The sequence below is a fragment of the Rhodanobacter caeni genome (assembly GCF_039523575.1).
Lineage (GTDB): Bacteria > Pseudomonadota > Gammaproteobacteria > Xanthomonadales > Rhodanobacteraceae > Rhodanobacter > Rhodanobacter caeni.
Window position 1 is genome coordinate 19,040 of sequence record NZ_BAAAFO010000004.1, and the last position, 26,520, is coordinate 45,559.

At 67.4% G+C, this 26,520-nt stretch carries 25 protein-coding genes; 3 read left to right on the plus strand and 22 right to left on the minus strand.

Features of this window, described 5'->3' with window-relative positions; genetic code table 11:
• Window positions 1-10: 10 nt before the first annotated feature.
• Both yjgA and ABD017_RS12585 read right to left on the minus strand, forming a co-directional pair.
• Window positions 11-577: a ribosome biogenesis factor YjgA gene (yjgA, locus tag ABD017_RS12580; protein ID WP_343883131.1), complete on the minus strand. Its 567-nt coding sequence runs from the start codon at window positions 575-577 to the stop codon at window positions 11-13.
• Window positions 578-596: 19 nt separating this feature from the next.
• A complete protein-coding gene (locus ABD017_RS12585; protein ID WP_343883132.1) occupies window positions 597-815 on the minus strand; it encodes a DUF1653 domain-containing protein in 219 nt (72 codons plus the stop codon).
• Between the two features lie 119 nt (window positions 816-934).
• Here ABD017_RS12585 and pmbA point away from each other — a divergent pair, with 119 nt between their 5' ends.
• Window positions 935-2,314 carry a metalloprotease PmbA gene (pmbA, locus tag ABD017_RS12590; protein ID WP_343883133.1) on the plus strand — a complete coding sequence of 460 codons (1,380 nt, stop codon included), beginning with the start codon at window positions 935-937 and terminating at the stop codon, window positions 2,312-2,314.
• A 155-nt stretch (window positions 2,315-2,469) separates the two neighbouring features.
• Window positions 2,470-2,907 (plus strand): DUF4870 domain-containing protein, encoded by a 438-nt coding sequence (locus ABD017_RS12595; protein WP_343883134.1) that lies wholly within the window; start codon window positions 2,470-2,472, stop codon window positions 2,905-2,907.
• 78 nt (window positions 2,908-2,985) lie between these two features.
• On the opposite strand, the gene ABD017_RS12600 is transcribed toward ABD017_RS12595, so the two are convergent.
• The 6 genes from ABD017_RS12600 to ABD017_RS12625 all read right to left on the minus strand — a co-directional run bounded on the left by ABD017_RS12600 (window position 2,986) and on the right by ABD017_RS12625 (window position 8,679).
• Window positions 2,986-3,891 carry a polyprenyl synthetase family protein gene (locus tag ABD017_RS12600; protein ID WP_343883135.1) on the minus strand — a complete coding sequence of 302 codons (906 nt, stop codon included), beginning with the start codon at window positions 3,889-3,891 and terminating at the stop codon, window positions 2,986-2,988.
• Window positions 3,851-4,105: an exodeoxyribonuclease VII small subunit gene (locus ABD017_RS12605; RefSeq protein WP_343883136.1), complete on the minus strand. Its 255-nt coding sequence runs from the start codon at window positions 4,103-4,105 to the stop codon at window positions 3,851-3,853. Before ABD017_RS12605 ends, ABD017_RS12600 begins: the two co-directional genes overlap by 41 nt.
• 188 nt (window positions 4,106-4,293) lie before the next feature.
• On the minus strand, window positions 4,294-5,595 hold the full coding sequence (gene tilS / locus ABD017_RS12610; protein WP_343883137.1) for a tRNA lysidine(34) synthetase TilS: 1,302 nt from the start codon (window positions 5,593-5,595) through the stop codon (window positions 4,294-4,296).
• Entirely contained in the window at window positions 5,592-6,338 is a 747-nt protein-coding gene (locus ABD017_RS12615; RefSeq protein WP_343883138.1) for an NYN domain-containing protein, read from the minus strand. Before ABD017_RS12615 ends, tilS begins: the two co-directional genes overlap by 4 nt.
• Before the next feature lie 64 nt (window positions 6,339-6,402).
• Window positions 6,403-7,629, minus strand: coding sequence for a hypothetical protein (locus tag ABD017_RS12620; RefSeq protein ID WP_343883139.1), 1,227 nt, complete (start codon window positions 7,627-7,629; stop codon window positions 6,403-6,405).
• A 93-nt stretch (window positions 7,630-7,722) separates the two neighbouring features.
• Window positions 7,723-8,679, minus strand: coding sequence for an acetyl-CoA carboxylase carboxyltransferase subunit alpha (locus ABD017_RS12625; RefSeq protein WP_343883140.1), 957 nt, complete (start codon window positions 8,677-8,679; stop codon window positions 7,723-7,725).
• A 163-nt stretch (window positions 8,680-8,842) separates the two neighbouring features.
• Between ABD017_RS12625 and ABD017_RS12630 the strand changes: the two genes are divergently transcribed.
• Window positions 8,843-9,205: a YajD family HNH nuclease gene (locus ABD017_RS12630; RefSeq protein ID WP_343883141.1), complete on the plus strand. Its 363-nt coding sequence runs from the start codon at window positions 8,843-8,845 to the stop codon at window positions 9,203-9,205.
• A gap of 91 nt (window positions 9,206-9,296) precedes the next feature.
• On the opposite strand, the gene dnaE is transcribed toward ABD017_RS12630, so the two are convergent.
• The 14 genes from dnaE to tsf all read right to left on the minus strand — a co-directional run bounded on the left by dnaE (window position 9,297) and on the right by tsf (window position 26,506).
• Window positions 9,297-12,833, minus strand: coding sequence for a DNA polymerase III subunit alpha (gene dnaE / locus ABD017_RS12635; RefSeq protein ID WP_343883142.1), 3,537 nt, complete (start codon window positions 12,831-12,833; stop codon window positions 9,297-9,299).
• A gap of 102 nt (window positions 12,834-12,935) precedes the next feature.
• On the minus strand, window positions 12,936-13,511 hold the full coding sequence (gene rnhB, locus ABD017_RS12640) for a ribonuclease HII (protein WP_343883759.1): 576 nt from the start codon (window positions 13,509-13,511) through the stop codon (window positions 12,936-12,938).
• Between the two features lie 70 nt (window positions 13,512-13,581).
• The gene (gene lpxB / locus ABD017_RS12645; protein ID WP_343883144.1) at window positions 13,582-14,784 is read right to left on the minus strand and encodes a lipid-A-disaccharide synthase; all 1,203 of its coding nucleotides are present in this window, start codon (window positions 14,782-14,784) and stop codon (window positions 13,582-13,584) included.
• A gap of 45 nt (window positions 14,785-14,829) precedes the next feature.
• Complete coding sequence (lpxA, locus tag ABD017_RS12650) at window positions 14,830-15,618, minus strand: acyl-ACP--UDP-N-acetylglucosamine O-acyltransferase (protein ID WP_343883145.1); 789 nt, start codon at window positions 15,616-15,618, stop codon at window positions 14,830-14,832.
• Complete coding sequence (fabZ, locus tag ABD017_RS12655) at window positions 15,615-16,088, minus strand: 3-hydroxyacyl-ACP dehydratase FabZ (protein ID WP_343883146.1); 474 nt, start codon at window positions 16,086-16,088, stop codon at window positions 15,615-15,617. The genes lpxA and fabZ overlap by 4 nt, the downstream gene beginning before the upstream one ends.
• Window positions 16,081-17,118: a UDP-3-O-(3-hydroxymyristoyl)glucosamine N-acyltransferase gene (gene lpxD / locus ABD017_RS12660; protein WP_343883147.1), complete on the minus strand. Its 1,038-nt coding sequence runs from the start codon at window positions 17,116-17,118 to the stop codon at window positions 16,081-16,083. Before lpxD ends, fabZ begins: the two co-directional genes overlap by 8 nt.
• Before the next feature lie 85 nt (window positions 17,119-17,203).
• On the minus strand, window positions 17,204-19,633 hold the full coding sequence (gene bamA / locus ABD017_RS12665; RefSeq protein ID WP_343883148.1) for an outer membrane protein assembly factor BamA: 2,430 nt from the start codon (window positions 19,631-19,633) through the stop codon (window positions 17,204-17,206).
• A 186-nt stretch (window positions 19,634-19,819) separates the two neighbouring features.
• The gene (gene rseP / locus ABD017_RS12670; RefSeq protein WP_343883149.1) at window positions 19,820-21,166 is read right to left on the minus strand and encodes an RIP metalloprotease RseP; all 1,347 of its coding nucleotides are present in this window, start codon (window positions 21,164-21,166) and stop codon (window positions 19,820-19,822) included.
• A gap of 39 nt (window positions 21,167-21,205) precedes the next feature.
• Window positions 21,206-22,381: a 1-deoxy-D-xylulose-5-phosphate reductoisomerase gene (locus ABD017_RS12675; RefSeq protein ID WP_343883150.1), complete on the minus strand. Its 1,176-nt coding sequence runs from the start codon at window positions 22,379-22,381 to the stop codon at window positions 21,206-21,208.
• Between the two features lie 15 nt (window positions 22,382-22,396).
• On the minus strand, window positions 22,397-23,215 hold the full coding sequence (locus tag ABD017_RS12680) for a phosphatidate cytidylyltransferase (RefSeq protein ID WP_343883151.1): 819 nt from the start codon (window positions 23,213-23,215) through the stop codon (window positions 22,397-22,399).
• Window positions 23,215-23,967 (minus strand): polyprenyl diphosphate synthase, encoded by a 753-nt coding sequence (gene uppS / locus ABD017_RS12685; RefSeq protein ID WP_343883152.1) that lies wholly within the window; start codon window positions 23,965-23,967, stop codon window positions 23,215-23,217. Before uppS ends, ABD017_RS12680 begins: the two co-directional genes overlap by 1 nt.
• A gap of 52 nt (window positions 23,968-24,019) precedes the next feature.
• The gene (frr, locus tag ABD017_RS12690; protein WP_343883153.1) at window positions 24,020-24,577 is read right to left on the minus strand and encodes a ribosome recycling factor; all 558 of its coding nucleotides are present in this window, start codon (window positions 24,575-24,577) and stop codon (window positions 24,020-24,022) included.
• Between the two features lie 75 nt (window positions 24,578-24,652).
• A complete protein-coding gene (gene pyrH, locus ABD017_RS12695) occupies window positions 24,653-25,375 on the minus strand; it encodes a UMP kinase (RefSeq protein WP_343883154.1) in 723 nt (240 codons plus the stop codon).
• 249 nt (window positions 25,376-25,624) lie between these two features.
• A complete protein-coding gene (gene tsf, locus ABD017_RS12700) occupies window positions 25,625-26,506 on the minus strand; it encodes a translation elongation factor Ts (RefSeq protein WP_343883155.1) in 882 nt (293 codons plus the stop codon).
• Between the last annotated feature and the right edge of the window lie 14 nt (window positions 26,507-26,520).

The following is a 26,520-nucleotide window of genomic DNA, read 5'->3' on the forward strand; positions in this document are numbered from 1 at the left end:
AAGAGCAGTGTCAAGGGGTTTCGTCCGGCGCCTGATCGCTTTCACCGTCGGCGGTCACTTCCTTCAGCAGCTGGAAAATCTCGCGGTAGGCGCGCGGCGGCTTGTTGGCGTCGCGCTCGCTGCGCGCCTGGCGGATCAGCGAGCGCAGGTGCTGACGGTCCAGGTCGGGATGCCGGGTGATCAGCGCCGAGAGCGCGCCTTCGTCGTCGCCCAGCAACTGCTCGCGCAGCGCTTCCAGCCGGTGCATGGCGGCCTTTTCCTGGCGCTGGCGATCGCGGTTCTCGCCCAGTTCGGCACGCACCGACTCGAATGCCTCGTCGCCATGCCGGCGCATGATCTTGGCCAGGTAGGCCAGCTGCCGCTTGTGCGCGATGTGGGCGGTGATGCGCCGCGTGGCGGCCACCTCGTCGCGCACGTCGTCGGGCAACTGCAGCTTGGCCAACCGGGTGGGCGGCAGCTCTACCAGCTGCCTTGCCAGGGTCAGCGTGGCCAGTGCCTCGCGGCGTTGCTGGGTGCGGCTGGGGCCGTAGTCCTCATCGGACAGTTCGGTCTGGTTGCGGCTGCGGCTGGGGCTCACGGTGTGTTCCTGTGGTGGGTCAGGCGTCGGCCTGTTCGAGGGCGAAGCGCGCTACCGGCACGCCGTCCACCTCGACGGTTTCGCTGAACATCGCCGCCGGTCGTACCCACAGGCCGCGCTCGCCGTACAGCGCCTGGTACACGACCAGCGGCTCCATCGTCTCGCTGTGCCGGGCGGTGCCCAGCACGCGATACGGCTGGCCCTTGTAGTGGCGGTAGACGCCAGCGACCACGGTCATGGCGGTTTTTTCCTGCTTTGGTCTGTCGCGCTTTTCATTTGGCCGCACCGACCCCATGTCGGGCAGTCGAGCGGTTGCGAACCGTGCATTCTACCCTCTTCAAATTGCAGGAAACCGATGTGAGCGAAGTGACCAGCCAGGATCGCAGCACCCGCGACAGCAGCCAGCAGGATCTGGACCGCCTGGCCGAACTGGCCGAGGACGTGATCCGCCGTGCCCGTGCCGCCGGCGCCAGCCAGGCCGAGGTGGCCGCCAGCATCGATACCGGGCTGAGCGTGAACGTGCGCCTGGGCGAGGTGGAAACGGTGGAGCACACGCGCGACCGCGGCTTCGGCCTCACCGTGTATTTCGGCCAGCGCAAGGGTTCGGCCAGCACCGCCGACCTGCATCCCGATTCGCTGCAGGCCACGCTGGACCAGGCCTGCGCCATTGCCCGCTATACCGAGGAAGACCCCGCCGCCGGCCTGGCCGATCCGGCGCGCATGGCCGATGCCTTTCCCGACCTGGACACCTGGCACCCGTGGGACATCGACACCGCGCAGGCGATCGAGCTGGGCATCGCGATCGAGGAGGCGGGCCGCGCCCATGCCGGCATTACCAACTCCGACGGCGCCGGCGTGCAGGCTGGGCAGGGGCTTTCGGTGTACGCCAACTCGCATGGCTTCGTGGGGCGCGAGCGCGGCACCCGGCATTCGCTGTCGCTTTCGCTGATTGCCGGCGACGACGACGGCATGCAGCGCGACTACTGGTACGACAGCGTGCGCGCGGCCGGCGATTTCATCAGCGCCAGGGCGCTGGGCGACAAGGCCGCCGAGCGCACGCTGGCGCGGCTGGGCGCGCGTCGCCTGTCCACGCGGCAATGCCCGGTGCTGTTCGCGCCGGAGTTGGCGCGTGGCCTGGTCGGCCACCTGCTGAGCGCGGTGAGCGGTGGCGCGCTTTACCGCCAGGCCAGCTTCCTGCTCGATCACGTGGGCAAGCCGGTGATGCCGGCCTGGCTCGACATCAACGAGCGGCCGCGGCTGCCGCGTGGCCAGGGTTCGGCCAACTTCGATGCCGAAGGCGTGGCCACGCGTGACAGCGCGCTGGTCGAGGGCGGCGTGCTGGCACGCTACGTATTGGGCAGCTATTCGGCGCGCAAGCTGGGGTTGGAATCCACCGGCAATGCCGGCGGCGTCCACAATCTCGTCGTGGAGGCGGGCAGCATCGATGGCACGCGCCACGATTTCGCGGGCATGCTGCAACGCATGGGCACCGGCTTGCTGGTGACCGAGGTGATGGGCCAGGGCGTGTCCACCATAACCGGCGATTATTCCCGCGGCGCGGCCGGCTTCTGGGTCGAGAACGGGGTGATCGCCTACCCGGTGGAGGAGATCACCATCGCGGCGAATCTGCGCGACATGTTCGCCGGCATCGTGGCGGTGGGCACGGACGTGGACCGGCGCTCGCACATCCTCACCGGCTCGATCCTGGTGGAGCGGATGACCGTGGCGGGGGAATAAGCAGGGCAACCGGGTGCGCGCAGCGAACCGCCTGCGGCCGCGCTGCGGGGCAGGCGACGATACTTGCGCAAACCGGCGTCAGCCTTGCTAGCATCGGCCCGACCGGCATTGGCCGGCGATTGCCAACGCAAGTTTCCACGCCAAGGAGATGCGTAATGAGCGTTCCACCCGAGTCTGTCATTCCGCCACCGCCGAGCGAGCCGCCGATGGTCGGCGAGCCTTCTGCCGAACAGCGCCAGTGGGCGATGTTCGCGCATCTTTCCGCGCTGGTCGGCGCCATCCTCACCGGCGCATGGGGCGGCGGTTGGGGTTGCTTCATCGGCCCGCTGATCATCTGGCTGATGAAGAAGGAAACCATGCCGTTCGTCGACGACCAGGCCAAGGAGGCGCTGAATTTCAACATCACCGTGGCCATCGTGGCGGTGGTGCTGGTGCTGCTGACCGTGATGACCCTGGGCATCGGCCTGGTCATCGCCATTCCGGTCGGCATCGTGGTCGGCATTGCCTGGCTGGTGTTCACCATCATCGCCGCGATCAAGGCCAACGAAGGCGTACGCTACCGCTATCCGTTCACGCTGCGGCTGGTGAAGTAGCGGTTCGTCGTCAGTGACCGAAAAAGGCAGCCGCGATGGCTGCCTTTTTCCTTTGCGGGGCGCTGGCGGCGCGGCGCTTCAGTTGGCGCGATCGGCCGCGTAGCGCGCCAGTTCCTGCAACAAGGTGCCGCGTGTGCCCAGTGGTGCGATGGCGGCCAGCGCGGTGTCGGTCAGCTCGGCCAAGCGTGCGCGCGAGGCGTCGAGGCCGATGATCGAGGGGAACGTGGGCTTGCCGGCGGCCGCATCCTTGCCGGCCGTCTTGCCGATCACGCTCGATTCGCCTTCCACATCCAGGATGTCGTCGCGCACCTGGAATGCCAGGCCCACGGCGCTGGCGTACTCGTCCAGCGCCAGCAGCACGTCGGCATCGCCGCCCGCAGCCAGTGCACCCAGTTGCACCGAGGCGCGGATCAGCGCACCGGTCTTGCAGGCATGCATGTGTTCGAGCTGGGCCAGCGTCAGCGGCTGGCCCACGGCGGCGAGATCCAGCGCCTGGCCGCCAGCCATGCCCTCGGCGCCGCAGGCGCGGCCAAGCGCGCGCAGCATGGCCATGCCGGTTTCCGGGCGGGTCTGGCGGGCGGTATCGTCGGCCAGGATCTCGAACGCCAGCGCCTGCAAGGCATCGCCGGCCAGGATGGCCATGGCTTCGCCGAACACGACATGGCAGGTGGGGCGGCCGCGGCGCAGCGCGTCGTCGTCCATCGCGGGCAGGTCGTCGTGCACCAGCGAATAGGCGTGGATCAGTTCGACCGCGCAGGCGGCGGCGTCCAGCTGCGGGCCATCCACGCCCAGCGCCTGCGCGGCGGCGTATACCAGCAGCGGGCGCAACCGCTTGCCACCGCCGAGCACGGCATAGCGCATCGCGCGGTGCAGGTCGGCGGGGGATTGGTCGGCGGCGGGCAGGCGGTGATCCAGCGCCTGTTCGGCGCGCAGGATCAGCGCTTCAAGATTCGGGTTCAAACGGCTGGGCGTTGTCGGGGGCATCGGGATCAAGCAGCAGGCGCACGCGCAATTCGGCCTGCTCCAGCGACTGCTGGCAGTGGCGATACAGGCCGATGCCGCGCTCGAAGGAGGTGAGCGATTCGTCCAGGCTCAGTTCGCCACCTTCCATCCGTGCCACCAGTTGCTCCAGCTCGTCCAGCGAGTGCTCGAAGTCGGCGGCGGGCGGTGTTGCGGATGCGGGAGCGGTCTTGGCCATGGCCCGCAACGCTAACGCAGTGACTGCGGGGAATCAATCCGAGAACGCGATCTGGGGGGAAGCCTCAAATCACAACGCGCTCGTCATGTATGAAGGCGCGAGCCCGCTCGGCACGTTCGCCTCCTCTCCCGCTTGCGGGAGAGGATTGAGGAGAGGGAGCGCGTTCCCATGGCGTCGGTCAACGCGGATCAGCGCGCCGGCCGCCATTGCGGGCGTGCGCCGGCTTGCCGAAAGATCGCCTCGCCGCGCGCGCTGGCCCAGCGGTCGGCCACGGCAATCAATTCGTCTCCGGCATACAGCATCGGACAGGCGGGGCGTTGCCAGGGCGGCACCATGCCTTGCTGAAACAGGTCGCGCAGCTCGCGCGTATGCGCATCGCCCGCCGGCTTGATCCTTTCGCCGCCGCGGCGCAGGCGCACGGTGATCGTCGGAGTGGGTTGCGCCTCGGATGTCCATTGAAGCTCGCCACCATCGGGCAGGGGAAGGCGCCCGCCATCTTTCCAGTCGGCTTGCCATTGCGGGTCGATGGCGGGCGCGGGCGGCACGCTCCACAGGCGTCCTCGCCAGATGTGCAGTTCGGTGCCGGGCCAGCGGATGCAGGGCAGGGTTCCGGGCCGCGATTCGCGCAGTTGCCGTTCGATCTGCCGGCGCTGGGCAGTGGTGGGTGCGGTCAGGCCGCGCGCATGCAGCCAGTGGTCAAGCAGCGGATCGCGCAGCGCGGGCGCCAGGGCAAGCCAGCCGTGGGCGTCGAGGCTGTCCGTGGCCGGATCGCGCAGGCGTTCCAGCGCCTGCAGCCACTGCGTGCGCAGCGCGTCGGCGGCGGCGCGGCTCAGCGCGGCGCTGTGCAGGATGGAGTCGGTCGCCTGCGGCCAGTGGGCCTGCAGCCGCGGCAGGATCTCGTGGCGCAGATAATTGCGTGACAGCTGCCTGTCGGCATTGCTGGGATCGTCGATGAAAACCAGTCCGTGCCGCTCGACGTACGCGCGCAATCGCGAACGCGGCACGTCCAGCAACGGCCGCCATAACTGGCCACGGCCCAGCGCCCGCAGCGCATGCATGGCGCCCAGCGCATCCGGCCCGGCGCCGCGCAGCAGCTTCAGCAGCACGGTTTCCACCTGGTCATCGCGATGGTGCGCCAGCACCAGCCGTTCGCCTTCGCGCAGATGCGCGGCGAAGGCCTGATGGCGCGCGCGTCTGGCCGCCGCTTCCAGCCCCTCGCCGTGACCGCCCACCCGCACGCGGACGATCTCGCACGGAATGTCGAGCGTGGCGCAGAAGCGCTGGCATTGCGCGGCCCAGGTGGCGCTGGCGTCATGCAGCGCATGGTCCACGTGAAAGGCGCGCAAGCCTCGCGCACGCGCCTGCCGCAACTGCGCCAGCGCATGCAGCAAGGCGGTGGAATCCGCGCCGCCGCTGAAGCCCACGCATAGCGGCGCGGCATCCGCGGCGGCCAGCGCGGCGGCGAGATGCTGCGGCAGCGTCTCGCTCATTTCTTTCCGGGGCGCGATCGCACGTAGATGTGCTTGCCATTGCCCACCTGGCGCTCCTCGGCGTCGAACAGGCCGATGGCGGCGATCAGCCCGCTGAGCTTGGCATAGCCGTAATTGCGCGAATCGAACTCCGGCGCGCGCTTGCTCACCAGGCTGCCCACGGCGCCCAGCCCGGCCCAGCCGGTGTCGTCCGCCGCGGCGGCCGTGGCTTCGCGCAACAGGTTCAGCAGGCGCGAATCCTGGCGCAGCTCCTGGGTGGTCATGCGGTGCGGCGCGTCGTCGGTTTTCTCCGGGCCGTCATCGCGTTCGGCCAGCACATCGGTGTAGACGAACTTGTCGCAGGCGGCCACGAACGGGGTGGGCGTCTTGCGCTCGCCGAAACCGTAGACGAACAGGCCCGATTCGCGAATCCGCCCCGCCAGGCGGGTGAAATCGCTGTCGCTGGAGACGATGCAGAAACCGTCGAAGCGATTGGTGTACAGCAGATCCATCGCATCGATGATCATGGCCGAGTCGGTGGCGTTCTTGCCGCTGGTGTAGCCGAACTGCTGGATCGGCTGGATCGACTGGGTCAGCAGCTGGTCTTTCCAGCCGCGCAATTGCGGGCTGGTCCAGTCACCGTAAGCACGCTTGACGTGGGCAGTGCCGTACTTGGCCACCTCCGCCAGCAACCCTTCGGCCAGCGATGGCTGCGCGTTGTCGGCGTCGATCAGTACAGCCAGTTTGGCGGCGTCGTGGGCCATGGCGGTTTCTCCCGCAAGGTTCGGAACCGTGATGGTAGCGCGCCCCGTGGATTGGCCAACGGCTTCAGTGCAGCACGCCCGCCGCCTGCAAGGATTGTTTCAGTGTCGTCGCATTGGACCAGCCGCTGAACTTCTTCACCAGCCGGCCGTGGCGGAACACGTAGAACGTGGGCATGGCCCAGCTGTCGAGCATCGACCACTCGCTGTCCTGCCACGCCACATGGATCGGTTGGTCGGGAAACTCGCGATTCCAGTCGATGACGGCGCTGAGGCGCTCGCCCTGGCTTGCCAGCCATATGGCGTCGGCGGCGAAGATGGGTCGCAGTTGCGCATCGGCCTCGATCGCACGGGCGGCGTCCCGCGAAAAATGGCAGGAGGCAACCACGACAATGCTCAAGGGGCGGGACAGGTCGAAGGCCTGGCGCGTCATGGTGCCGTCGTGCATGTCGACAGTGAGCGCCGTAGGTTGCCCCGCCGGCAATGCGACCGGTTTGCGAAAGGTCGGTACGGCCTCCGTCTCCATGCCACGATGGTGCAGAGCCAGCATCTTCGCGCCATCGAAATCGCGGCGGGCGACCAGTGCCTGGTGCAGCGTCGAGTAATCCTTGTCCGTTGCCATATGCCGACGTTGCATTTCGTCCAGGTCCATCCGCAATTGGCTGATATGCGTGTCGCTGGGCACGTAGTACACCGCTTCGTCAGCGGCACGCTTGAGCAATCTCAGGTCAACGGCGCCGAGCGAATGCAGGCGATCGGCGATCTGGTAGCGGCCAAACAATTTGTCGTAGCGCTGACCGGCAAGCGTGAAGCGCTGCGCTTCGGGCATCGCAAAGTCGGCCTGGTACAGCACGAACTGGTCATAGCGCTGCTCGAGGTCGCTTTCGGCGCAGGTCGTCACGGTGCACCCGCGAGCGCCGGCGTCCTGCCGACGTTCGTTCTCTCGGCGGGCGTGCTCCGCTGGAGCCAGGCCTGCCGTGGCGTACTCTTGCGCACCGAAAAGCGCCAGCAACTGCACGATCTGTGGATGCGTCAACTCCTCGTCCAGGTCGCGCAGTGGGATGCTGCGCAATCCCCGCGGACCGAAATCGAGTTGCGCCAGGAACCGTTTGCGCGCACCCGGCGACAGGCGATCGAGTGGCGAGGTACCGGCCGGGGTGTGTTGCAGATAGCGGGTCAGCGCGGCTTCGGAACGGATCGGCGGTTGCGCGGCAAGCGCCGGCGCCGGCGCCGGCGCCAGGGCCAGCGTGGCGTGGAGCACGAAAAGCGCAATGGTCTGCGGCAAGCGCTTCACGGGCGTTCGGCGCGGGCAGGGGACCCTTTGCGCGATGTGCGGGCCAACGCATCGTGTCATTTGCTTGCCCTTGGAGCCCCCCGGTGGCGCGACCTACTCCTGATACGCGCCGTAGCCGCGCAGGCGCTGGTAGCGTTGTTCCAGCAGGTCGGTCATCGGGATCGCCTGCAACTGGTCGAGCTGGTTGAGCAGCACGGCCTTCAGGCGTACCGCCATCGAACGCGGGTTGCGGTGGGCGCCGCCCAGCGGTTCGCGCACCAGCTTGTCGACCAGGCCCAGTTCCAGCAGGCGCGGGGCGGTCATGCCCAGCGCTTCGGCGGCGTCTTTCACCTTGTCGGCGCTTTTCCAGAGGATCGAGGCGCAGCCTTCGGGCGAGATCACCGAATAGGTCGAGTACTGCAGCATGATCGTGCGGTCGCCCACGCCGATGGCCAGCGCGCCGCCGGAGCCGCCTTCGCCGATCACGGTGCACACGATCGGCACCTTGAGCTCGGCCATTTCCAGCAGGTTGCGGGCAATCGCCTCGCTCTGGCCACGCTCCTCGGCGCCCACGCCGGGGTAGGCGCCGGGGGTGTCGATGAAGGTCAGCAGCGGCAGGCCGAAGCGCTCGGCCATCTTCATCAGGCGCAGCGCCTTGCGGTAGCCCTCGGGGCGAGGCATGCCGAAGTTGCGGCGGACCTTGTCCTTGGTGTTGCGGCCCTTCTGGTGGCCGATGATCATCACCGGCCGGCCGTCGATGCGGCCCAGGCCACCCACGATGGCGGCGTCGTCGGCGTACATGCGGTCGCCGGCCAGCTCGTGGAATTCCTCGCAGATCACGCCGATGTAGTCGAGTGTGTAGGGTCGCGCGGGATGGCGCGACAGCTGGGTGGTTTGCCAGGAATTGAGATTGCGGAAGATCTCCGCCGTCTTGATCTTCAGCTTCTCGCGCAGACGGCCGACTTCCTCGTCGATATTGAACGCCTGGCCATCGCTGGCGTGGCGCAGCTCCTCAATTTTCGCGTCCAGTTCGGCGATGGGTTGTTCGAAGTCGAGGAAGTTGGGATTCATCCGTTTTCTTTCGCTAACGATAGCCTTGCAGTATACCGCCATGGCTGGATTTCACGGGAACGCGACCGTATGGCGGCGTTCATCGCCCAACCGCCCGCAACGGGCCGGTTCTGGGCCGGTTTGCGCTATGGTCGGAGCCTCCGATTTCGCCCCCGGAACCCGCATGCCCATCGACAATGCCAAACTGGACCGCATCGTGGCCGAAGCGCGCCGCAACGCCGAGCAGCGCGAGCTGGGCTATCGCGAGCGGGCGCTGAAAATGTACCCCTGGGTGTGCGGCCGCTGCGCCCGTGAATTCACCCGCGCCAACCTGCAGGAATTGACCGTCCACCACCGCAACCACGACCACGATTTCAACCCGCCGGACGGCAGCAACTGGGAGCTGTTGTGCGTGTATTGCCACGACAACGAGCATTCGCGCCACATCGACCACGTGCGCGGCGGGGTGATGGCGGTGGACGAGGCGCCGCCGGCCACGGGCAATCCGTTTGCCGATTTGAAGGCAATGATGGAGCGGAAAATGTAGGAGCGCACCCTGTGCGCGAACGGCGGGCATCGCCCGCCACTGACCCAAAAGCATCGCGCACAGGGTGCGCTCCTACCCGGTCAAGGCAAGCTCAATCCTGCTGTTTGACGATGCGCAGGCGGGCGGCCTCGACGCCGGGCATGGCGCGGACGGCGCGCAGCAGGTCGGGGATGGCGTCCACGCGCCATTCGTCGCCGAGTTCCAGATCGGCCTGGGCGGCGTGGTTGCGGTAGTTGTGCAGGATCACGCTGGCGCGGCCGCCCCGGTAGCCGGCGAGCACGCGCTGCAATTGGGCGGGGAAGTCGGCGCCGATGCCGTCCAGCTTCAGGCGCAATAGCCGCGCGTGCTTGTGGCAGGCCTCGGCCAGGGAGAGCGCGCTGCGGGCGCGCAACTGGAAGCCGCCGCCGGAGAAGTCGTCGATGCGCAGGCCGCCCTCGACCACCAGGATCTGCTCGCGGGTGAGCAGCGGCGCGATCTGCTGGTACAGCTCGCCGAAGAAGCTCACCTCGATGCTGCCGCTGCCGTCCTCGATGCGCACGAACGCGTCGCTGTCGCCGCGCTTGCGCACGGCGGCGACCATGCCGGCGATGGTCCACGGCGTGTCGGGCCCGCGGCGGAAGCGGTTGTCGCCGTCATCGTTGCGGCGCGGCTTGGGTGGCTGGTAGCGATCCACGATCTCGCCCAGCGGGCAGGTGGAAAGCTGCGCCAGCTCGTCTTTCCACGGGTCGGTGGGGTGGCCCGAGAGATAATGGCCCAGCGTGTCGCGTTCGCCCTGCAGCTTCTGCTCCAGCGGCCATTCCGGCACCGTGGGCAGATCCACCTTCAACACCGGCGTCGCGCCGCCCATGGCCGCGCCGAACATGTCGTTCTGGCCGGACTGCTTGTCGCGCAGGTGCTGTTCGGCGGCCTTCATCGCATTGGGCAACTGCTCCATCAGGCTGGCACGCGTGGCCGCCAGGGCGTCCAGCGCACCGGACAGGATCAGCGCTTCCAGCACGCGCCGGTTGAGCCGCGTGGGATCGACGCGGCGGCAGAAATCGGCCAGGTCGGCATAGGCACCATGGGCACGTTCGGCCACGATCGCCTCGCAAGCGCCCTGGCCCACGCCCTTGATCGCGCCCAGGCCGTACTGGATCGTCTTCGGTTCGACCGCCACGAACATGTAATCGGACGCGTTGACGTCCGGCGGCCGCACGTCGATGCCCAGCGCCCGCGATTCGTCCAGGAAGGTCACCACCTTGTCGGTGTTGTCCATGTCCGAGGAGATCGTGGCGGCCATGAATTCGGCCGGGTAGTGCGCCTTCAGCCAGGCGGTCTGGTACGACACCAGCGCGTAGGCGGCGGCGTGCGACTTGTTGAAGCCGTAGCCGGCGAACTTCTCCATCAGGTCGAAGATGGCGTCGGCCTTCTCGCCGCTGAGCCCGTCCTTGGCCGCGCCCTCGCGGAACACCGCGCGGTGCTTGACCATCTCCTCGACTTTCTTCTTGCCCATCGCGCGGCGCAGCAGGTCGGCGCCGCCGAGCGTGTAGCCGCCCACGATCTGCGCCATCTGCATCACCTGCTCCTGGTAGACCATGATGCCGTAGGTCTCTTTCAGGATCGGCTCGACGCGCGGGTCGGGATATTCCACGTCCTCGCGGCCGTGCTTGCGCGCCACGAAACTGGGGATCAGGTCCATCGGGCCGGGGCGATACAGCGCCACCAGCGCGATGATGTCCTCGAAGCGGTCAGGCTTGGCGTCCTTGAGCATGCGCTGCATGCCGGAGGATTCGAGCTGGAACACGGCGACTGTCTGCGCCTTTTTCAGCAGATCGTAGGGCGCGGGATCGTCCAGCGGCAGGGCGGCGATATCCAGCGGCGCCTCGCCGGTTTTCGCGCGCCGCGCGTTGATCGCCTTTACCGCCCAGTCGATGATGGTGAGCGTGCGCAGGCCCAGGAAGTCGAACTTCACCAGGCCCACGGCCTCGACGTCGTCCTTGTCGTACTGGGTGACCACGCCGCCGCCGCCCGGCTCGCAATACAAGGGGGCAAAGTCGGTCAGCGGGGTCGGCGCGATCACTACGCCACCGGCGTGCTTGCCGGCGTTGCGCGTGAGGTTTTCCAGCTTCAGCGCCAGGTCGATCAGCGCGCGCGCGTCTTCATCCTGCTCGTAGAGGTCGCAGAATTCGTGCACGACGCGCTCGGGTTCCTTCTTCGCCTTTTCCGAGCGGTTCAGCGCGTCGGACAGGGTGAGGTCGAGCGGGCGCGGCGGGATCAGCTTGGCCAGCTTGTCGACCTGGCCGTAGCCCATGCCGAGCACGCGGCCGGAATCGCGCAGCACGGCCTTGGCCGCCATCGAGCCGTAGGTGATGATCTGGCTGACGCGGTCGCGGCCGTATTTGCGCGATACGTAGTCGATCACCTCGTCGCGGCGATCCATGCAGAAGTCGATGTCGAAGTCGGGCATCGACACGCGTTCGGGGTTGAGGAAGCGCTCGAACAGCAGGTCGAACTGCAGCGGGTCGAGGTCGGTGATCTTCAGCGCCCACGCCACCAGCGAGCCGGCGCCCGAACCGCGGCCGGGGCCGACCGGAATGCCGTTGTCCTTGCCCCAGCGGATGAAGTCCGAAACGATCAGGAAGTAGCCGGGAAAGCCCATCTTCACGATCACGTCCAGCTCGCGTTCCAGCCGCTGGTCGTAATCCTGGCGCGTGTGGTTGTTGGCCAGCGGCGCCAGCGCCAGCCGCTGCTCCAGGCCCTCGCGTGCCAGTTCGCGGATGTAGCTGTCCAGGTCGTGGCCGTTCGGCACCGGGAAATCGGGCAGGTAGTAAGTGCCGAATTTCAGTTCCAGGTTGCAGCGCCTGGCCAGTTCGACCGTGTTTTCCAGCGCCTCGGGCAGGTCGGCGAACAGCGCGGCCATTTCCTCGGGTGTTTTCAGGTATTGCTGGTCGCTGTAGTCGTGCGGGCGCTTGGGGTCGGCCAGCACGCGGCCCTGGTTGATGCACACGCGCGCCTCGTGCGCCTCGAAGTCGTCCTGCTTCAGGAAACGCACGTCGTTGCTGGCCAGCACGGGCAGGTTCAGTTCGGCGGCCAGTGCCAGGGCCTGCGTGTTCCAATGCTCCTCGTTCTCGCGGCCGCAGCGGGTCAGTTCCAGGTACAGCCGGTCGGGAAACAGTCGCGCCAGCGGCTGAAGCTTCGACAGCGCCGCGGGCGTGCCCTGGCTGAGCGCGACGCGGCCGGTTTCGCTGTCGCGCCCCAACAGCGCGATCAGGCCGTACGTGGCGTCGGCGGTCAGCCAGTCGGCCTCGACCAGGGCGCGACCGCCGTGCTGGCCTTCGCGCCAGGCGCGCGAGACCAGGCGCGACAGGTTGAGGTAACCGGCGTGGTGCTGGCACAGCAGCGTGAGGCGCCAGGGGCGCGGATCGCCCGGCGAGCTGATCCACAGGTCGCAACCGCCGATCGGCTTGATGCCGGCGGCACTGCATGCCTTGTAGAACTTCACCAGCGCGAACATGTTGCTGTCGTCGGTGAGCGCCACCGCCGGTATGCCATCGCGCACGCAAGCGGCGACCAGCGCCTTGATGCGGATGGTCGAGTCGACCAGCGAGTATTCGCTGTGCAGGTGCAGGTGGGTGTAGCGGACGGTCATGCAATCTTACGCGCTGAATCCATGCAGGCTACCGGTCGCCCTGCACATCGGCAAGATTGACATGTGCGCGGTTTGCGGCAGGAGCCGCGCGCGCTGCCGGCGTCAGAACAATCCCGGCTGCAACAACCGACCCACCGGCGCAAAGCTGCGCCGATGCTCGCGGCAGGGGCCAAGCTGTTCCAGCGAGGCCAGGTGCAGCGGGGTGGAATAACCCTTGTGCAAGGCGAATCCGTAGCCCGGGTGCACGTCCTCCATCGCCACCATCAGGCGATCGCGGCTGACCTTGGCCAGGATCGACGCGGCGCTGATCGCCGGCACCCGCGCGTCGCCGCCGATGATGGCGCGGCCGGGGCAGGGCAAGTCCTTCGGCAACTGGTTGCCGTCGATCAGGACTTCTTGCGCCGCGTGTTGCAGCCCGGCCACGGCGCGGCTCATGCCGGCCATGGTGGCGTGGAAAATGTTGAGGCGGTCGATCTCTTCCACCTCGATCATCACCACGCACCAGGCCATCGCGCGTTCCACGATGCGCGCGTACAAGGCCTCGCGCTTGGCCTCGGTGAGTTTCTTCGAATCGTCCAGCCCGCGTATCGGCCGCGAGGGATCGAGGATCACCGCCGCCACCGCCAGCGGACCGGCCAGCGGGCCGCGACCGGCCTCGTCGACACCGGCCACCAGCATGCCCCGGGTGGTGGCGACGTAACCCTTGCGACGGGAGAACGGGGTGGCGGCCCGTGTCCGCGTGGGACGCTCAAGCACGGGCATGGTCGTGCTCCAGCAACTCGGCCACCGCCGCGGCGGCGCGGTCGGCGGCGTGTTTTTCGTCGTTGCCGCGCAAGGCCTGGTGCAAATGCTCGAACGCCGCCACCACGGCGCCGCGGCGTTCGCTGTCGCGGAACAGCGCCAGCGTGGCGTCGGCAAGTTTCGCGGCGGTGCAGTCGTCCTGCATCAACTCGGGCACGGGCAGCTCGGGCAAGCCTTCGGCGCGCGCCAGGATGTTGGGCAGGGTAAAGATGTCGGTCTTCAGCATGTTCAGCGCGCGGGCGATGCGGTAGCTCATCGGCGCCACGCGGTAACCCACCACCATCGGCCGCTTGGCCAGCATCGCCTCCAGCGTGGCAGTGCCGGAGGCCAGCAATACCAGGTCGGCCGCCATCATCGCCTCGTGGGCCTGGCCATCGAGCAGCAAGGGCGCGCTTTCATCGCGCGCGCCCTTGGCCAGCATGGTTTTCAGCATGCCGTGCACCTGCGGGTTGGCGGCAGGTATCACCACGCGCAAGCCCGGAATGACCGCGGTCACGCGCTGCGCGGCGTCGATGAAGATCTGGCCCAGCCGCGACAGCTCGGACGGGCGGCTGCCAGGCAGCAACGCCAGCACGGGCGCCTCCTGCGGCAATTGCAGTGCCTCGCGTGCCGCCACCCGGTCAGCCACCAATGGAAAGCGGTCGGCCAGCGGGTGGCCCACGAAACGGGCGTCGACGCCGTGCCTGGCGTAGATCGCCGGCTCCATCGGAAACAGGCACAGCACGCGATCCGCGCTGCGGCCGATGTTGGCGGCGCGCTTTTCGCGCCATGCCCAGACCGACGGGCTGACGTAATGCACGGTGCGCAATCCCGCCTCTTTCAGGCGGCGCTCGACGGCCAGGTTGAAATCAGGGGCGTCAATGCCGATCACCACGTCGGGCCGCGTCTGCAACAAGCGGGCGACCAGCGTGCGGCGCAGGCGCAGCAGCCGCGGCAGATGCTTCAGCACCTCCACGAAACCCATCACCGACAGCTCGCGGATGTCGTGCCATGACTCGAAACCCTGACGCTGCATGCGCGCGCCGCCGATGCCCACGAAACGTGCCTGCGGATAGCGCCGGCGCAATGCCTCGATCAGGTCGGCGCCCAGCTGGTCGCCGGAGTCTTCGCCGGCGATGAGGGCGATGGTTGGGGGCTGCGTGTCGTTCATGCGAAAAGCAAAAGCCCGTGCCTGATTGCCCGATAAGCGAGGCGCTTATCGGGCGAGCGACCGCTCGCTGCGATCGATGAAATCCAGCATGGCGCGCACGTCGTCGCTGTCGCGCGCCTGCGTGGCCAGTTGTTCGCGCGCTTCGGGCAACGACAGGCCGGCCATGTACAGCGTGCGGTAGGCGCGCTTGATCGCGGCGATGCGCGCCGGGTCGAAGCCGCGACGCTTCAGGCCCTCGCTGTTGATGCCGCGCGGGCGGCCCTGCTGTTCGTTGGCCATGGTGACGAACGGCGGCACGTCGTGGCCGACCAGGCAGCCCATGCCGATGAACGCATGCGCGCCCACCTTGCAGAACTGGTGCACGCCGGAGTAGCCGGAGAGGATGGTCCAGTCGCCGATTTCCACGTGCCCGGCAAGCGCCGAGTAGTTGGAAAACACCACGTTGTTGCCGATCTGGCAATCGTGCGCGATATGCACGTAGGCCAGCACCCAGTTGTCGTTGCCGAGGCGGGTGAAGCCGCCACCGTCGCCGGTGCCGCGATTGATGGTGACGAATTCGCGGATCAGGTTGCGGTCGCCGATCACCAGCTCGGTGTGCTCGCCGCCGAACTTCTTGTCCTGCGGGTCGCCGCCGAGCGAGGCGAACTGGGCGATGCGATTGTCGCGGCCGATGCGCGTGGGTCCCTCGATCACCACGTGCGGCCCGATCGTGGTGCCCTCGCCGACATGCACGTCCGCGCCGATCACGCTGTACGCGCCGATGCTGACGTTGGCGCCGATGACGGCGGCCGGATCGACCTGCGCGGTGGGATGGATCGAGGCGGGCCGGGTCATTTCTCCGACCTCGCCGCACACATCAGTTCGCAGCAGGCCACCTCCTTGCCGTCCACCAGCGAGCGCGCCTGGAACAGGCCCATGCCGCGCATCACCCGCTTCTGCGTCACTTCGAAACGCAACTGGTCGCCCGGCACCACCGGCGCGGTGAAGCGCGCGTTGTCGACCTTGACCAGATAGAACAGCGGCGCGCCGACCAGGCCTTTGGCGCTGTTGCTGAGCTGGGTCAGCAAGCCGGCGGCCTGCGCCATGGCCTCGATGATGAGCACGCCGGGCATCACCGGGTGGTTCGGAAAATGGCCGTTGAAAAAGGGCTCGTTGATGGTGACGTTCTTCAACGCCACGATGCTGGTTTCCGGCACGATCTCGATCACCCGATCGACCAGCAGGAAGGGATAGCGGTGGGGCAGCAACTTCTGGATCTGTTCCACAGTCACCGGCAGGGCGATCGCCGGGGTGTTCTCACTCATGATTCTTGTCCTTTTCCAGCGCCGAGAGGCGGCGCGCGTACGCATCCAGATGTTTGAAGCGCGCGGCATTCTTCCGCCATGGGCGACTTTCCTGCAACGGTACCCCGGATGAATATTCGCCCGGCTCGTGGATCGAATGGGTGACCAGGCTCTTGGCGGTAATGGTAACCCGATCAGCCAGTTCCAGATGGCCGAGCACGCCGGCATTGCCGCCGATCATGCAATAGCGGCCGATTTTCGCGCTGCCTGCCACCGCCGCGCAGCCGGCCATGGCGGTGTGCGCGCCCACGTGCACGTTGTGGGCGATCTGGATCTGGTTGTCCAGGCGCACGTCTTCTTCCAGCACGGTATCTTCCAGCGCGCCGCGATCGATGGTGGTGTTGGCGCCGATCTCGCAGTCGTCGCCGATGCGCACGCCGCCCAGTTGCGGCAGCTTGATCCAGTGGCCGCCGCGGCGGTCGAAGGCCAGGCCGAAGCCGTCCGAGCCGATCACGGCGCCGGGATGAACCAGCACGCGCTGCCCCAGCGTGACGCGAACCACCAGCGTCACCCGCGCGACCAGACGCGAATGCGCGCCGACGGTACAGCCGTCGCCGACGATGCAATGCGGCCCCAGCACCGCGCCGTCGTCGATCACGGCGTCGTCGCCGATCACGCAGCACGGCCCGACGCTGGCGCTGGCGCTGACCCGTGCGGTTGGCGCGACCACCGCGCTGGGGTGGATGCCCACCGGCGCCGCCGGCAGGCGTTCGAACAGTGCCGCGATCTTCGCGTAGGCCAGGTACGGGTCGGCCGCCACCAGGGCGGCGCCCGGACACTCGGCCAGGTTTTCCGCACGAACGACCACGATGCCGGCGCGGCTGGCGGCCAGCTGGGCGGTGTATTTGCTGTTGGCGAGAAAGCTGAGCTGGCTCGGTCCGGCCGCCGCCAGGGTGCCAACGCCGTCCACGCGCACGCTCGCGTCGCCATGCGCGGCCAGGTCGAAGCGCTCGGCCAGTTCGGCCAGGGTGTAGCTGATGGTCGCGTTCACGGGTTTCTCCGAAGGCGCGAGTGACGCGAAACGGAAAAGCGCGGCATCGCCGCGCTCGTTTCCAGCATGTGCGGGGAGCGTGCTGTCAGAACTGGCTCCCGAAGGTGAACTGGATGCGCTCCTCGTAATGACGGTCTTCCTTCTGCGAGCGGACCGGCACGGCCAGGCTGATGATCAGCGGACCGATCGGTGCCTGCCACTGCAGCGACACGCCGGTGGAGGCGCGCAACAGGCTGGCGTCGAAGCTCTTGTAGTCCTTGTACGCATTGCCGACGTCCATGAACCAGGACACGCGCGCCGTGTTGATGTCCTTGAGGAACGGCAGCGGGATGAACACCTGCGCCGTGCCCAGCACCTTGAACGCGCCGCCGATCGGTTGCGCGTAGGAATAGTAGCCGCCGCTGCAGGTGCCGTTTTCGTTCATCATCGTACCGGCGGGACCGGCGCAGGCGCGCGGACCCAGCGTGTTGTCCTGGAAGCCGCGCACGTCGCGCACGCCGCCGGAATAGAAGTTCTGCCAGAACGGGAAGTCGTTGCGCCGGTCCGCCATGACCTGACCGGGGTTGGCCGTTTCGTAGGCCTTTTTCAGCACGTCGAACTGCTCGTCGCTGATGCCGTTCTTGCCGTAGGTCTGGCCGTAGCCGACCTGGCCGTCCAGGTACAGCACGAAGCCCAGGCCCACCGGCCAATAGTGGTTGGCCTCGGCAAAGAATTTCCAGTATTTCGCGGTCGAACCGGGCAGGGCGACGTCCACCGATGCCGCCAGCAGACCGCCACGGGTGGGCGCCCAGTAGCCGTTGCGGGTGTCGTGGTTCCAGCCCAGCGTGCCGGTCCAGGCATGCTCGGTGCGATGGCCCAGCTGGTTCTGGTAATCCACCAGCAGTTGCGGGCTGAAGCCGGGAATCGTGTTGATGCGGTTGCTGCTGACGCCCAGGCCCAGGCGCATGGAGTCGGTTTCGCCCAGCGGCAGGCCCAGATAGGTGGAGAACGCCTTGGTGCTCGTCTCGTAGTTGGCGAAATCCGTATTGCCGTAATCGGTCTTGGAATAGGTGGCGTTGTAGCCGATGCCAATGCCGTTGTCGGTGAGATACGGGTTGTAGTAATTGAGGTTGAAGCGGGTGTAGTAGCTGCTGCGCTCGCCGCTCACCGCGAAACTGTCGCCGCTGCCGAACAGGTTGTTCTGCGACACCGAGGCGGACAGGATCATGCCCGAATACTGCGAGTAGCCCACGCCGAACTGCATGCTGCCGGCGGATTGCTCCTCCACCTTCACCGTCACGTCGACCTTGTCCTGGGTGCCGGGGACCATCTTCTTGTCGATGTCCACCTTCTTGAAGTAGCCCAGCCGCTGCAGGCGGATCTTGGAGCGATCGATGGCGGCCTGCGAGTAGAACGTCCCCTCGAGCTGGCGCATCTCGCGGCGCAGCACGCCGTCCTCCGTGCGGGTGTTGCCCTGGAACACCACGCGGCGCACGTACACGCGCTCGCCCGGCTCGACGTACAGCGTGAGGTCGACGGTGCGCTTTTCCTTGTCCAGCTTGGGAATCGAGGTGACCTTGGCGAACGCGTAGCCCAGGTTGGCCAGCAGCGCCTTGATGCCGTCGGTGCTGGCTTCCACCGCGGCGCGGTTGAAGGTGTCGCCCGGCGCCACGATGATCATGCGCTGCAACGTCGTCTCCGGCAGCACCAGGTCGCCGAGCAGCTTCACCGCGCTGACCTTGTAGATCTCGCCTTCCTTGACGTCGGCGGCCACGTACATCGAGCGCTTGTCCGGCGCGATCGTGACCTGGGTGGAGTCGATGCCGAAGTCCGCATAGCCGCGATTCATGTAGTAGGACTGCAGCTTTTCCATGTCGCCGGAGAGTTTTTCGCGCGAGTACTGGTCGTTCTTCGAGTACCAGGACGTCCAGTTGGTGGTGCCCGATTCGAAATCGCTGCGGATCTCCTTGTCGGTGAAGGCATGGTTGCCGAGGATGTTGATTTCCTTGATCTTCGACGCCTTGCCTTCGCGGATCTCGATTTCCACCGCCACCCGGTTGCGATCCAGGTGGGTGACGTGCGGCAACACCGAGACGTTGTACTTGCCGCGGTTGTAGTACTGGTGGATCAGCTCCTGCCGGACCCGGTCCAGTGCCAGGCGGTCGAAGGTCTCGCCCTCGGCCAGGCCGATTTCCTTCAGGCCCTTCTTCAGATCGTCGGACTTGATGTCCTTGTTGCCGCGCAAGGTGAGCTTGCTGATCGATGGCCGCTCGACCACCTTGATCACCAGGATGTCGCCTTCGCGGCTGAGCTCCACGTCGGTGAAGAACTTGGTGTCGTACAACGCGCGGATGGCCCGCTGGGCCTGCGCATTGGTCATGCGGTCGCCCTTGTCCACCGGCAGGTAGTTGTAGACCGTGCCGGCCGCGATGCGGCTGAGGCCGTCGATGCGGATGTCCGACACCACGAAGGGCGCGAACGCCAACGCGTTGGCGGAGAGGGAGGCGAGCAGGAGCAGGGCGGCGACACGCTTCATCGTCGATTCCGATGGGTTATTTGGACGAGGCAGCCGGTACGGCCGCCTCGATCAACAGTGAAGCTAAGGACGAGTCCCGCTTCGAGAAAGTACTTGCACGTGGCCGCGGTGCATCGCGGAATCCGCCGTCGCGATGCCACGCACGGTGGCGTGCCGCGGCCATGCGCTGGTCGTGAAACGCTGACGTCACGACAGCAGCATGCGGTGGATATCGTTGTAGAACGCCAGCCCCATCAGGGTGAACAGCAGCGCCAGGCCAATGTATTGACCGACGATCATCACCTGTTCGCTGACCGGACTGCCTTTGACCAACTCGACAAGGTAATACAGCAGGTGGCCGCCGTCCAAGACCGGTATCGGCAGCAGGTTGAGGATGGCCAGGCTCAGCGATACCAGCGCCAGGAATTGCAGGAACCACGGCAGGCCCATGCTGGCCGACGCATTGGCCACCTCGGCGATGCCGATCACGCCGGAGAGATTCTTGGTCGATGCCTCGCCGGTGAGCATCTTGCCCAGCATGCCAAAGGTCTGGGTGGTATTGCGCCAGGTCGCATCCAGCGACGCGCCCAGCGCCCGCAACGGGCCGTAGTGCAAGGTGGCCAGCTCGGCCACCGGCGAACCCACGCCCATCACCCAGCGCGCCGGCTGGCCCTGCAGCGATTCGAAACGGGTGGTGACGTCCAGCTTCATCCGCTGGCCGTTGCGGTCGACCACCAGCGCCAGCGTTGGCGACTTCGCCGCCTCCTGCTGCACCAGCTCGCCGAACGCCGAGAAATCCGCTACCGGCTTGCCATTGACGCTGACGATGCGGTCGCCACCCTGCATGCCCGCCAGCGCGGCGGGCTGGCCGGGAATCACGGTAGCCGCGACCGCCGGTGGCGGCGCCAGCTTCAGGCCCAGTGTGTCGAGGTAGTGGCCCACGTCCTGGCCGGCGGGCAATCGATCCAGCGGCAGCACCAGCTGGCGTCGCGTGCCGTCCGCGTCGCGCACCGTCAGCGGCAACGGTTGACGACCCAGGGTCGCATTGGCCACCGCCGCCATGGCGTCGCTCCAGGTCGTCACCGGCTCGCCGTCGACCGCCAGGATGCGATCGCCCGCCTGCACGCCGGCCGCGGCCGCCATGCTGTTGGGCGCGGCGGTTACCACCGGTGCCACGTCGGGCTTGCCCAGCATGAACATGGCCCAGAACGCCACGATGGTGAAAATCAGATTGAACCCGGGACCGGCGGCCACGATGGCGATGCGCTTCCACACCGATTTGCCGGTGAACTCCTGCCCGCGCAGGGCCGGATCGACCTCGCCCTCGCGCGCGTCCAGCATCTTCACGTAGCCGCCCAACGGAATCGCGGCGATCTGGTACTCGGTGCCGTCGCGGCCGATCCGTTTCCAGATCGCGCGGCCGAAACCCACCGAGAAACGCAGCACCTTGACCCCACAGCGGCGCGCGACCCAGTAATGGCCAAATTCGTGAAAGGTCACCAGCACGCCCAGCGTGACCAGCAACCAGAATACCGAGCCGAAGAAGGAAGTCATCAAGTGCCGAAGTCGAGGAAAATCGCGGCCTACAGAATATCAGCAAGCATGCTGCAGAACGCGCCGCGCCGCGGCGCGGGCGATGCGGTCGCGTTCACATAGCGCCCCCACATCGACCACGGTCTGGGCCGGCAGTTCCGCCAGCACGCTCTCGACCACGTCGGCGATCGACAGGAACGGCAGCGCGCCGGCAAGAAACGCCTCCACCGCAACCTCGTTGGCGGCATTGAGCACCGCCGAGCTATCGCCGCCGGCACGCAAGGCCTGGTAGGCCAGCGCCAGGCAGCGGAAGGTGGACAGGTCCGGCGCCTCGAACGCCAGCGGCGCGCAGGCGGCCAGGTCCAGCGGCGGCACGCCCGATTCGACGCGTTCGGGCCAGGCCAGCGCGTGGGCGATGGCGGTGCGCATGTCCGGGTTGCCGAGCTGGGCCAGCACCGAGCCGTCGACGTACTCCACCATCGAATGCACCAGGCTCTGCGGATGCACCAGCACGTCGATGGCGTCGGCCGGCGCGCCGAACAGGTGGTGCGCCTCGATCACCTCCAGCCCCTTGTTCATCAGCGTGGCCGAGTCGACCGAAATCTTGCGCCCCATCACCCAGTTCGGGTGCTTGCAGGCCTGGTCCGGGGTGATGCCGGCCAGTTCGGCGCGCGTGCGACCGCGGAACGGACCGCCCGAGGCGGTGAGGATCAGCCGGCGCACGCCGCTGCGGGCCAGCTCGGGGCGCCCGCCGGGCAGGCACTGGAACACCGCGTTGTGCTCCGAATCGACCGGCACCAGCGCGCCGCCGCCGGCACGTACCGCTTCGAGCAGCAGCGTGCCGGCCATCACGATCGACTCCTTGTTGGCCAGCAGCAGGTGCTTGCCCGCCCGCGCCGCAGCCAGCGTGGAATCGAGCCCGGCGGCGCCCACGATCGCGGCCACCACGGTGTCGCACAGGTTGCCGGCAGCCGCTTCGGTGATCGCCTGATGGCCGCTGGCCACGTCGCAGCGCACGCCGGCGGCGGCCAGGCGTCGCGACAGTTCCGCTTCCAGCGCGGGATCGGCGATCACCGCCAGCTCGGGCCGGTGCCGCGCGCACAGTTCGGCCAGCGCGGCGACCTGCCGGTTGGCGGTCAGCACGGTGGCGCGGAAACGTTGCGGGTGGCGCGCGATGACGTCCAGCGTATTGCCGCCGATCGAGCCGGTGGCACCCAGTACGGCGACCTTCTTCATGCCCGGGCCGTCACGTCAGAGGCCCAGCAGCCACAGGCCGGCAGCGAATACCGGCAGGGCGGCGAACACGCTGTCCAGACGGTCCAGCAGGCCGCCGTGGCCGGGGAAGATGCTGCCCGAATCCTTCACCTTCGCGTGCCGCTTCATCAGGCTCTCGACCAGGTCGCCGACGATGGACGCGGCCACGGTCAGGCAGGCCAGCACGGCCAGGCCAACCAGCGAGGCGCCGCGCACTTCCAGCAGCCAGCCGCCGATCAGGGCGATCAGGGTGCCGGCGGCCAGCGCGCCGTAGGCGCCGGCCCAGGTCTTGCCCGGGCTGATCTGCGGCGCCAGCTTGCGCTTGCCGAAGGCGCGGCCGCTGAAATACGCGCCGATGTCCGCGCTCCATACGATCAGCAAGGCCAGCATGGTCCACCAGTGGCCGTGCACTTCGCGATCGTGGATCGCGATCAGCGCCATCCAAGCCGGGAAGATGATCAACGCGCCCGCCAGCAGCTTCAGCGTGCGGTTTTCGCGGGTGGGCGCGGCGGCGAAGGCGAAATGGCGCAACCACAGGCAGGCCACCAGCCACCAGGCCACGCCCAGCAGCAGCGCCAGCGGCATCGCCACGCTGGCATGGCCCCACCACAGCAGCGCGAAGGCCGCGATCGCCGCCAGCAGCAGCGCGACGGAGGCGGCGCGGCTTTTCAGGCCGGACAATTGCGCCCATTCCCACCATGCGGCTAGGAAGGCAGCGGCGCAAAGCAGCGCGAAAATCGCGGTGGGCGGCCACAGCACGATCGCGATCGCCAGCGGGGCAAGAATGAGGGCGGTGAGGACGCGCTGGATCAGCATCAGGAACCCTGGGCAGTAAGGGCGGCAACCTGCTCGCCGGTGCGGCCGTAGCGGCGTTCGCGGCGGGCGTAATCTTCGATGGCCCCGCGCAGGCACGCCTGGTCGAAATCGGGCCACAGGGTATCGGTGAAATAGAACTCGGCGTAGGCCGCCTGCCACAGCAGGAAATTGCTGATGCGCGTTTCGCCACCGGTGCGGATGAACAGGTCCAGCGGCGGTGCGTCGGCCAGGTTCATCCACTGGCCCAGGCAGGCCTCGTCGATCTGCTCCGCTTGCAGTTCGCCGCGCGCCACCGCGGCGGCGGCCTGGCGGCTGGCCTGCACGATGTCCCAGCGGCCGCCGTAATTGACGGCCACGTTCAATTGCAGCTTGTCGTTGGCGGCGGTGCGCGCCATCGCCGACTGCATGCGCCGGCGCAGCGGTTCGTCGAACGCGCTGAGGTCGCCGACGAACCGCAGCCGCACGCCGTAGCCGTGCAGCTCGTCCACTTCCTTGTCCAGTGCGCGCACGAACAGGCTCATCAACGCGCCGACTTCGTCCTGCGGCCGCTGCCAGTTCTCGCTGGAAAACGCGAACAGGGTCAGTGCCTGCACGCCTTCGCGCAGGCACGACTCCACCGCCTCGCGCACGGCCTTGCGGCCGGCATTGTGGCCGAAGCTGCGCGGCTGGTGGCGCGCCTTGGCCCAGCGGCCGTTGCCATCCATCACGATCGCGATGTGGCGCGGCACGGCCTTCCCGGGCGCGCCGGTCATGCGGCCGGCCGCGCGTGCCGGAATACGGCGGCGGCACCCGACGAACGCATCGTCAAATCGCCATCAGCTCGTCTTCCTTGGCTTTCACCACGGCATCGACGTCCTTGACGGCCTTGTCGGTGAGCTTCTGAATCTCGTCGTCCACGCGGCGGTCGTCATCCTCGGTGATCAGCTTTTCCTTGAGCAGATCCTTGACCTGCTGCAGGGCATCGCGGCGCACGTTGCGGATGGCGATCTTCGCGTTCTCGCCCTCGTGGCTGACCATCTTGGCCAGCTCGCGGCGGCGCTCCTCGGTGAGCGCGGGCATGTTGAGGCGGATCACGGTGCCGGCGGTGGTCGGCGTGATGCCCAGGTCGGAGGCCATCAGCGCCTTCTCGATCGGCGCCACCATCTGCTTTTCCCACGGCGTGATCACGATGGTGCGGCCGTCGGCCAGGCTGACCGAGGCGACCTGGGTCAACGGCATGTCCGAGCCGTAGTAGGGCACCTTGATGTTGTCGACCAGCGCGGTGCTGGCGCGACCGGTGCGCAGGCGCAACAGGTCGTGCTTGAGGGATTCGATGCTTTTGCCCATGCGGGTCTGGGCATCGTTCTTGATGTCGTTGAGCATGTGGCTTTCCCGAAGAGCTCTGGCAAGCGGACGATTATAGCAGCCGGGTCGCGTCGACCGGCGTCGTCGCGGTGCTCAATCGCCGCAGACGAGGGTGCCGATCGGCTCGCCGCGCATGATCCGCATCAGGTTGCCCGGCACGGTCATGTCGTAGATGCGCAGCGGCATCTGCTGGTCGCGGCACAGCGCGATGGCGGCGGTGTCCATCACTTCGAGCTTGTGCTCGATCACCTTGTCGTAGCCCAGTTGCTCGTAGCGTACGGCGTCGCTGTGCTTGGCCGGATCGGCGGTGTAGACGCCATCGACCTTGGTGGCCTTGAGCAGCAGGTCGGCGCCGATTTCCACCGCGCGCAGGGCGGCGGCCGAATCGGTGGTGAAGAACGGGTTGCCGGTGCCGGCGGCGAACAGCACGATGCGGCCTTTCTCGATGTGCCGGATGGCGCGGCGACGGATGTAGTCCTCGGCCACGTCGTGGATCTGGATGGCGCTGGTGACGCGGGCGAAACCGCCGCGTTTCTCGATCGCATCCTGCATCGCCAGCGCGTTCATCACGGTGGCCAGCATGCCCATGTGGTCGCCGGTGACGCGATCCATGCCCGCGGCGGCAAGGCCCGCGCCGCGGAAGATGTTGCCGCCGCCGATCACCACGCCGATCTGGATGCCGGCGCGCTGCACCTCGATGATCTCGTCCGCCAGGCGGCCGATCACCTTCGGATCGATGCCGTAGTCGGCATCGCCCATCAATGCTTCGCCGGAGAGTTTGAGCAGGATGCGTCGATACTTGGGCGGGTTGCTCATGGGGACTCCGGATTGTGTGAGGTAAACCGGCACATTGTAGCGGAGCGGCGGAACGATGAGTGACTGTGCGGGGCCGATAGCGTCGCCCTTCTCCCTCCCCTGCGCAGCGAGGGGAGGGTCGGGGAGGAGCGAAAAGCTCTACCCCCTCCCGGCCTCCCCCTGCAAGCAGGGGAGGGGCAACAACGTCGCGCCAACGAAAAAGGCCGCGGTTTCCCGCGGCCTTCGTTCTCGTCAAGCAGTCGGGATGGCTTACGCCAGGCCAGCCTGCTTCATCACCTCGGCGGCGAAGTCCTCGGTGACCTTCTCGATGCCTTCGCCCACCGCAAGACGGGCGACGGAGACCACGTCGGCGCCTTCCTTCTTCAGCGCGTCGGCGACGGTCACGTTGGTGTCCAGCACGTACGGCTGGCCCAGCAGGGTGACCTCGGAGATGATCTTGTTGACCTTGCCGGCCACGATCTTTTCCAGGATCTCGGCGGGCTTGGCCTTGTCCTTGTCCGACATCTGGCTCAGTGCGATGTCCTTTTCCTTGGCCAGGAAGTCAGCCGGCACGTCGTCCGCGCGCACGTACGGCGGGTTCATCGCTGCCACGTGCATGGCGATGCCCTTGGCCAGCTCGTCGGAGCCGCCCTTCAGGCCCACCAGCACGCCGATGCGGCCGCCGTGGATGTAGCTGCCGATCACGCCGTCGTTCTCGACGCGCACCAGGCGGCGCACTTCGATCTTCTCGCCGATGGTGGCGATCAGCGCCTTGCCCGCTTCCTCCACGTTGGCGGCGCCAGGGTAGGCGGCAGCCTTCAGCGCGTCGATGTCGGCGGCGCCGGAGTTCAAGGCCACGTCGGCCACGGTGTCGCTGAACTTCAGGAAGCTGGCGTCCTTGGCCACGAAGTCGGTTTCGCAGTTCACTTCGACCAGCACGGCCTTGCCGCTGGCCTGGGCGGCCACGATGCGGCCTTCGGCGGCGATGCGGCTGGCCTTCTTGTCGGCCTTGGCCAGGCCGGACTTGCGCAGCCACTCCATCGCGGTCTCGATGTCGCCGTTGTTCTCGACCAGTGCCTTCTTGCACTCCATCATGCCGGCGCCGGAGCGCTCGCGCAGTTCCTTCACCAGTTGGGCGGAAATATTGCTCATCGGTAGTCCTCTAA